The organism is Rubritalea sp., assembly GCF_039830215.1.
GTDB lineage: Bacteria > Verrucomicrobiota > Verrucomicrobiia > Verrucomicrobiales > Akkermansiaceae > Rubritalea.
Map to the genome: position 1 here is coordinate 1 of NZ_JBDOPO010000125.1, position 8,572 is coordinate 8,572.

Annotated in this window: 5 protein-coding genes and 2 pseudogenes; all 7 read left to right on the forward strand. The window is 47.8% G+C overall.

Annotated features, from left to right (window positions below; translation table 11 throughout):
- Window positions 1-604: pseudogene (locus ABGY95_RS04190) on the forward strand (ABC transporter ATP-binding protein); the annotation flags it as partial.
- Between the two features lie 9 nt (window positions 605-613).
- Entirely contained in the window at window positions 614-4,021 is a 3,408-nt protein-coding gene (locus ABGY95_RS04195) for a DEAD/DEAH box helicase (protein WP_347440450.1), read from the forward strand.
- 802 nt (window positions 4,022-4,823) lie between these two features.
- Complete coding sequence (locus ABGY95_RS04200; protein ID WP_347440451.1) at window positions 4,824-5,117, forward strand: hypothetical protein; 294 nt, start codon at window positions 4,824-4,826, stop codon at window positions 5,115-5,117.
- Window positions 5,118-5,158: 41 nt separating this feature from the next.
- A pseudogene (locus ABGY95_RS04205) lies at window positions 5,159-5,517 on the forward strand (four helix bundle protein).
- A 38-nt stretch (window positions 5,518-5,555) separates the two neighbouring features.
- A complete protein-coding gene (locus ABGY95_RS04210; protein ID WP_347440452.1) occupies window positions 5,556-6,788 on the forward strand; it encodes an NAD(P)/FAD-dependent oxidoreductase in 1,233 nt (410 codons plus the stop codon).
- 262 nt (window positions 6,789-7,050) lie between these two features.
- Window positions 7,051-8,010, forward strand: a complete 960-nt coding sequence (locus ABGY95_RS04215; protein WP_347440453.1) for a LysM peptidoglycan-binding domain-containing protein — start codon at window positions 7,051-7,053, stop codon at window positions 8,008-8,010.
- Between the two features lie 327 nt (window positions 8,011-8,337).
- On the forward strand, window positions 8,338-8,526 hold the full coding sequence (locus ABGY95_RS04220) for a hypothetical protein (protein WP_347440454.1): 189 nt from the start codon (window positions 8,338-8,340) through the stop codon (window positions 8,524-8,526).
- Window positions 8,527-8,572 lie beyond the last annotated feature (46 nt).

Consider the following 8,572-nt stretch of genomic DNA (forward strand, 5'->3'; position numbering starts at 1 on the left):
CTCTGGTGGTGAGCGATCACGCGTTCTGTTAGCTAAAATTCTCAAGCGCGGTGGTAACGTACTCGTTCTGGACGAACCGACCAACGACCTCGACCTAAACACTCTGAGATTGTTAGAAGAAGCTCTTGCACACTTTAAAGGCTCAGTCCTCGTAGTCTCGCACGATCGCTATTTCCTCAACCGAGTCTGCACTGGAATCCTCGCCTTCGAAGACGACGGATCGCTCCCTTTCTCACCAGGATCATACGATTACTATCTGGAAAAGAAAGCTGAGCGCGACAAGCAAAACAGCAATTATTCGAAACTCACCACCAGCAAGGACAAACCTAAGAAGGTAAAGCCAGCTGAGAAACCACGTAAACTAAAGTGGAGTGAGGAAGAGACACTCAAAACAATTGAAGAGGACATCCTTGCCGCGGAAGAAGAGGTCGCAGCACAGGAGGCTGTCATCGCAGCTCCAAACTTCTACGCCGAGCACGCTAACGACTACCAAGAGTTTGAAAAGAAACTCAACGAGGCCAAAGAAAAGGCAACTGAGATCTACGCACTATGGGAAGAACTAGAAGCGGTGAAGGCTGCATACGATGAGTACATGAATAGCTAGTATTCGGACATGAGCTTTCCACGAATCCCAAAAAAGGCCGAGAAATTTTTCCTTTCAAAATCGTGGGAAGATCATTTCGACAGCGCCCGACTGAATCGCGGTAAAATGCTCTTCTCTAACGAAGACGCCAGAATTGATAACATCCTGGTCGATGTCGACAGTGCGAGCTTTGCCTTTTTCACAGTCACGGGCTCCTACGCCTACGAGGTAGAAGTCAACTTCACCACTAATCAGCGGCTCTACACGTTTTGCGATTGCCCAGATGACGAGAAGTGCAAGCACATCGCAGCGGCTCTTTACACACTAGAAAGACACATTGTAGAGAGCCGACCAAAGATCGAGCATGCTGAATTGGTTAAGCCAGTACTGTCTGTCGATTCATGGTTAGATAGCCTATTCCAATCAACGGACAAGGAGACTGGCCAAGGCTCGGAAGACGATTTCCCGCCAAACTACAAGGACCGCATCATTTACTTTCTCGGTGCTGAGTATGATTACGACCCCGTGGCCCTTCATGCTTATAAAGGACGATTACAAAAAGACGGCACCTACAAAATCACTGCACACCGCGTAAGAACCGATTACCAAGAATACAACAAGCCGAAGTTCATCACTAATGTCGACCTCAGGTTACTCAACCAGATCTCTTTCGCTTCAGGTAACGCGTATGGTGCATCCTCTGTTAGAATCACCTCACCTAAGTTCGCAGACATCCTGCTCGAATGCCTCGACACTGGACGAGTAATCGTAAAAAAAGCTGACTCGGTTCATGACAGGAATGCCACCTACCTACCACTGGAATTAGGCGAGGATAGAACTCTCACCCCAAACTGGAGCAGCATTTCTAACAATGCGCTCAAACCGACTCTCTTGATCGACCCTAAACCTGATGAAATCATTTATAGTGAGCCTAAGGTCTACATTGACCGCAGCCAAAATACCGTCGGGAAAATCATCCAAACCCACTCAGATCCATTCCTCAAACAATGGTTACTCGGTCCTAACATCCCCCAAAGTGATCTTGAAAAGGTTCACCAACTGATCGAACAAAAGCCTAACACCACTGCTCCCAAGAAGAGAAGTGGTAAGAAACTAAGCACAGCCATCCCCCAGCTACCAAAGCAGCACATCCTAGAGAACTGCACACCAACACCGGTACTGAAAATCGAAAGAACCGACGCCAGCTCCCCTACCCATCTCTTACTCAACAGTCCCGCTGCCAATATACTCATCGGCACTCTCAGTTTTCGTTACGCTGAGCACAGCGTGCCGGCTGAACCATTTTCTGAAAATTTCACCACTTCCTCAGCTGATAAAATCACCACCATTCATCGTAACCAGAAGCAGGAACAGAAGTTACTTCAACAACTGAGGTTCGCTCCAACACTGAAGCTGGAAGACGTCTTTGAGAACAAACTCATCAAGCAAGATTTTAGCCAATCCCGAATCTACTCAGACTCGGACGCGCTCAACACCCAGCAATGGATAGCCTTCATCAGCAGCGAAGTCCCGAACCTCGAGGCAGCTGGGTGGACGGTCAACATCGGTGAGCTCGACTACACATTGTTAGATTACGACAGTTTCTTTGAAGTCATGTCGCAGAATGAACTGAAGAACGAGTGGTTCAGGTTCGATCTAGGAGTGGAACTCAATGGTGAAAGGTTCAGCCTTATCCCAGCACTAGCCAATGCCATTTCCTCTGGCATGTACGAAGGATACGATTTCGACTCAGCGGGCGATGGCCTCATCGCTATCCCGCTCGACAAAAAGAACACCTTCATCAACTTCCCAGCCAAACGCTTCAAACTCATTCTTGATAAAGTGCAGGACATTTTCCAGCACATCAACGCCAAGGGAAACATTGAAATCCCACCTCTGCGGGCTGCAACACTGGTCGATGACCTCGACCTTGATAAGTCTAACCAAACCCTCTGCGACCTAGCCCAACTAGGCAACCAACTCAAAAACATCACTGGACTCCCTAAAACACGAGTCCCCAAAAACCTCAATGCCGAGCTCCGCGACTACCAAATCGTAGGGTTCCGTTGGCTCCAATTTTTAGCCAGACACAAACTCCACGGAGTACTGGCTGATGACATGGGACTGGGTAAGACAATCCAAGCCCTCACCCATATTCTTGCTGAGAAGAATGCCAAGCGGAACAACAAGCTCCCCACCCTCGTGGTGGCTCCCACCAGTGTGATTCCTAACTGGACGATCGAAGCGGCTAAGTTCACTCCCTCGCTTAAGGTTCTCTTACTCCATGGTAGCGATCGGCATCTCAAACTCAGTGAGATCAGCAAGCACGACATCCTCATCACCAGCTACGCCCTGCTCCAGCGCGATGAGGCTATCCACAAAAAGCAACAGTACCACATCGCCATCCTAGACGAGTCACAGTACATCAAGAACGCTACCGCCAAGACCACCAAAGTCGCCTACAAAATCCAGGCCAAGCAACGCATATGCCTCTCCGGCACCCCAATGGAAAATCACCTTGGTGAACTCTGGAGCACGTTCAACTTCCTGATGCCAGGTTTACTCCAGTCTAACAAGGAGTTCACATCCACCTTCCGCAGACCGATCGAGCGCCACTCTGACACAGCCAAACAGATCAGTCTCAACCGCCGCGTGGGTCCACTCATCCTCCGCCGCACCAAGGACGTCGTCGCCAAGGAATTACCACCAAAAACGATCATCCCCCATCACATCTCACTCACTCAGGAGCAAACAGACCTCTACGAGAGCGTGCGGGCCACCATGGACAAGCGCGTGCGTGATGCTATTTCAGACCAAGGCCTCAGCAAGTCACAGATCATCATCCTAGATGCCCTGCTCAAGCTGCGCCAGATCTGCTGCCACCCTCAGCTTCTTAGGTTCAAAGAAGCGCAGAAAGTGGAGTCATCAGCCAAGCTAGACTACCTAACTGAGCTACTAGGCCCCCTGATAGAAGAAGGAAGACGCATCCTCATTTTCTCACAATTCACCACCATGCTCGCCATGATTGAAGAACATCTACATAAAGAGAAAATCGCATTCACCAAGATCACAGGTTCCACCCGCGATCGCCAAACTCCTGTTGAACAATTCCAGTCCGGCAAGATCCCAGTCTTCCTCATTTCACTCAAAGCAGGCGGCACTGGGCTCAACCTAACAGCTGCCGACACAGTCATCCACTACGACCCGTGGTGGAACCCAGCAGCCGAGAATCAAGCAACCGATCGCGCCTACAGAATTGGCCAAGACAAGCCCGTCTTCGTCCACAAGCTCATCTGCCAAGGCACCATCGAAGAGCACATCCAAGAGCTTCAAGCAAAGAAAGCCAAGCTGGTCGAGTCCCTGCTCTCAGGATCGACTAACAAACTCAGTCTCACCACTGAAACGCTCAATGGTCTTCTCGCTCCTATAGAGGCGTGATCATTAAGGCCTCTTCTTTCAGAAATAACCATATTGGAATATCTGGATATTCATCGGTGGCTGAATCCACCGAAAACAGACTAATACAACGTAAAAAAAGACACCTCAGTACTGAATTGAAAGCACGTCTCGTCAGTGAAGCCCTCTAGGGGATTCGCTCAGTAAACGACATAGCCCAGGAAAAATGATGTAGCTCTGTCCTAGGTCAGCCAGTGGAAAAAGGAGTTAGATTCTCGAATGGATGAGTTCCTTGAGAGCTCTAACACCACCAAGAAAGAGTTGAAAAAACTCGAATCAAAGAGGCTCAGATGGAGCGTAAAGTGGGACAGCTCAAATTGATTCGCGAACTCAGAGATAGAGGATATGAAGTCGGCAGAGAGTGAGTGCGTCGGTTGATGAGGTTTCTAGGAATTCAAGCAATGGCTCCCAAGCCTAACACCAGAAACGTGGAGAGACACAAATGATTTACCCATCCCTATTCAGAGACACTTCTATGACACCTGCTGATGTAGCCTGGTCACTGACATCACTTATGAACCAATACCTTGATGGATCGCCTATTTGGTTACTGTGATGGCTATCGACGCCAGCACTGGTAACGAGCTCAAGATGCAAGTCAAAGGGACGCTCGTCTCATTAGCTTTAGCACACGGAAAACTTTTGCCACCACCACTTCAGCTAAAATCTATTGCGTTAACTGAGATAGTTGCTCCAAATCACCCCAGATGGCGACATCAAATAGATGTGCCGATTTTTTGTGTCTTGTAAATTATCGTCGGCACTCACAATACTTTTCAAACTTATGGAAACACGCGTCCACCTACCCGACTCCGAACCACCAGCAACAATCCGCGAAGTAGTCGCCGCACTCAAAAAGCAAAAACTCATGCCCAAACACGACAAACAAAGCTGGGGCGACTGGATCAACTTCGAGAACAAGAAAACTGTCATCTCCATCGAATCCATCCGTGGGCTCACTACCTCCGCAACCATCGAACAAGCCGAAGGAGAAGACGAAACTTTCGTCACCATCATCGCTGCCTTCCGCAAACTTGGCTGGTCCGGCGAAGACGAAGACGGAACCTACGCGCTGTAGCGCTCAATTGGGAATTGGGAATTACGAATTGAGAATTAGCAATGAAATCTGATAACTCACTTAAGCTGAAATCATACGCGTTTGCTCTTCGCTGTATTAAATTATCCGAGTTTCTCCAAAATGAAAAAAGGAGTATGTTCTTTCAAAACAAGTTCTACGTTCAGGCACATCGAATGGTGCTAATATTGAGGAGGCTATTGGGGCTCAGAGCGACAAAGATTTTTATGCCCAACTAAGTATTTCATACAAAGAAGCCAGTGAAAGTCATTATTGGCTCAGATTTCTCAGAGATTCTGGGTACTTAGACGACTCTCAGTCATCATCCCTCATACAAGATTGCGATGAACTACTAAAACTCAACGGCAGTATCCTAATTACTCTCAAAACTAAATTGAGCTGAGCGTCCTGATTTCTAATTCGTAATTCCTAATTTTAACAATGTATCATTTGATCACTATTGGCGGCGGGGCCGCTGGCTTCTTTGGCTCTATCACCGCTGCTGAAAATGGCGCGGAGAGCGTCCTTATGCTGGAAAAATCCTCTAAGCTGTTAGGGAAGGTTAAAATCTCTGGTGGCGGTCGCTGCAATGTCACCCACCATTGCTTTGACCCAAGGGAACTCAGCAAGCACTACCCGCGAGGTGAGAAATCACTGATTGGACCGCTACATGGTTGGGGCGCCCAGGACACTGTCGATTGGTTTCAATCTCGCGGGGTAGACCTCAAGACCGAGAAGGACGGCCGCATGTTCCCCACCACTGATGATTCCCAAACTATCATCGATTGTCTTACTAAAGCGGCAAGAGACGCTGGTGTGAAAATCGAGACATCCAATGGTGTTTCATTTATTGAGAAATTAGGTGATAATGAGTCCGATGGTGCGCGCTTCATCGTACACACGGACAAAGGGCAACGCCACCGCGCGCGTTGTATTTTGCAAGCAACTGGAGGCACACGCTTGGCTGCTGGCGCAAAATTAGCCGAACAGCTTGGCCACCAGTTAGAGCCCGCCCTTCCATCACTCTTCACCTTCAAGATAGACCACCCTCTCATCAAAGACTTACCCGGGGTAGCCGTTGCAGACACAACGGTCTCTGTTATAAAATCGAAACTCAACTCTCGTGGACCGTTACTTATAACCCACTGGGGTGTCAGCGGCCCGGGGATTTTGAGGCTTTCAGCTTGGGGTGCTAGGGAGCTCTCAGAGCTGGATTACAAGTTCACCCTCGTGGTCAATTGGCTCCCTGACATTGATGCCGCCACTACCATCACACAGCTCAGATCAGATTGGGGAAAACGCCAACTCTCCACACGCTGTCCGTTCGAACCCATTTCAAAAAGACTATGGGCCAGAATGCTTGAAGTCGTTGGGATTCCAGAAACGCAAATCTGGTCACAGCTTTCCAAAACCCATACGCAAGCGCTTTGTAAGCTACTTAACGTTTGCCACCTACCAGTCGACGGAAAGAGCGTCAACAAAGACGAATTTGTCACAGCCGGTGGCGTAGAACTCAAAGAGATCAACCTCAAGAGAATGGAAAGTAAACTATGTCTAGGCCTCTATTTTGCCGGCGAGGTAATGAACGTCGACGGCATCACTGGTGGCTTCAATTTCCAGAACGCCTGGATGAGCGGTCATCACGCTGGAATTGCTATTGCTGCAGACTACTAAAAGCCTCACACATCTAATCCCCCCTGTCTATCCCACATGGCTTTAACCATGTGGGTCTTTTTTTGCCCAAATCTAAAATATTCAAAAAAATTTGTATTTAAGTGCATATTCTAGTTAGAATCTTTCTCGATATTCTTATTTTTAGTACTTACTTGATCAACCTATTCCCATATAAACACTGACACTAACAACTAAGATTCTAAGTAAAATTGAATTTCAAACTTTACAAATTAACTTTTTTAATAAAATGTCTTTATAAGTCATGAAACAATTTGCCATCGTCACATCAGCCGTAGCAGCATCGCTGAGCCAAATGGCTCCAGCCGCTAGCGAAACCGACACTCTGCGCACTCGCTGCGCCACTCAGGAACGCCAGATCACTCAACTCGAGAAAGAGATCGACTCACTGCACGAGCTCTTGGCTAAAAATAATGCTTCATCCCAGCGATTCGCAGCCGTGAAAGCACCGGTGTCTGGACCAATGAACACGACCAACTACACGGTGGCCAAAGGTGACAGCCTGAGCAAAATTGCCCGTAAACATGGAGTATCACTCAATGCGTTGATGGCTGCGAACAGCGGCATCAATCCTAACAAACTTCGTATTGGTCAGACTGTTAATCTGCCAAATTCTGCGACATTTAGCCAAAATGGACCAACACCAGCCCATCCTGCTAGTATTGCAAAAGCGGAAATTCTCCCCGCTCCTATTCCAGCAACGACACACGCTGAAGTTCCAAAAGCACTCGTGAACACACAGGACTATGTCGTACAAAAAGGTGACACTCTCTACGGCATCGCACGTAAAAACAACACAAGCGTGGCTAACATTCTCGAACAAAACCAAGGACTTGACCCACGCAAACTGCGCCCAGGTCAAAGCATTGCTATTGCGACAGCACAATCTAGTTCAGTCGTAAAAAAGGCTCCAGCCTTGGCAAAGCAAATACCAGAGCCTAAGCCTGTGTCGCAAAAAGAAACTCCTAAGAAAGAGATAGCAAAAGCTGACCCGCCTAATCAGTCAACTCAACAAGTAAAGCACACACCAAAGCAAATCGAGGTTCGCACTGTTTCAGTGAAACGACAAATGACCTTTGCCGAGTTTGCTACTACTTACGGATCTACTGTTGATCAAATCAACACAATGAACGGACTCAAACTCACTAAAGGCACCGTCCTTGCCCAGGGATCTGAACTCTATATTCCGAATAACCAGCACTAAGCTCGTTCTTTATTTAACGAAGGCCACGCTCAGAAGTTTCAACTTCTGGGCGTTTTTTGTGTGCAGCATTCTCTCGCCAGATTTCATCGTTAACGAACGCTTGGAAAAAGCAGTATCGACTTAGACACCCATGGTATCTAGCGCAAGTTCTACTGAAAAACAGTAACCGCTACCTATGGTTCCTTTTAGTTCTGCGGATCAATTCCCCTATCACCGATATCCTTCAGCTCTGTTGTGAGCAGTACTATTCGAGCAACAACTCCATACGTATTATTTGTATGTTTTTAGCACAACACATCACACGAGAAAAAATCTATATCGGCGATATTGGAATATACCGAGGGAATGGCTCCGATGGACCTACTCACTAGCCATGACTGGCATTTTAACTTCGCGGAAATGGCTAATGAAGCGGCATTCAGCGTAGAATCCGTCGCATCAATCACACAGTCCATCCACTCTTACGACGATCTAGCAGGTTGGGCCTATGCCAATTTTTTAAGAATCACCGCATAGCAATGAATGGCCGTCTCCTCGACAAATTCAGAACACTACACCTATG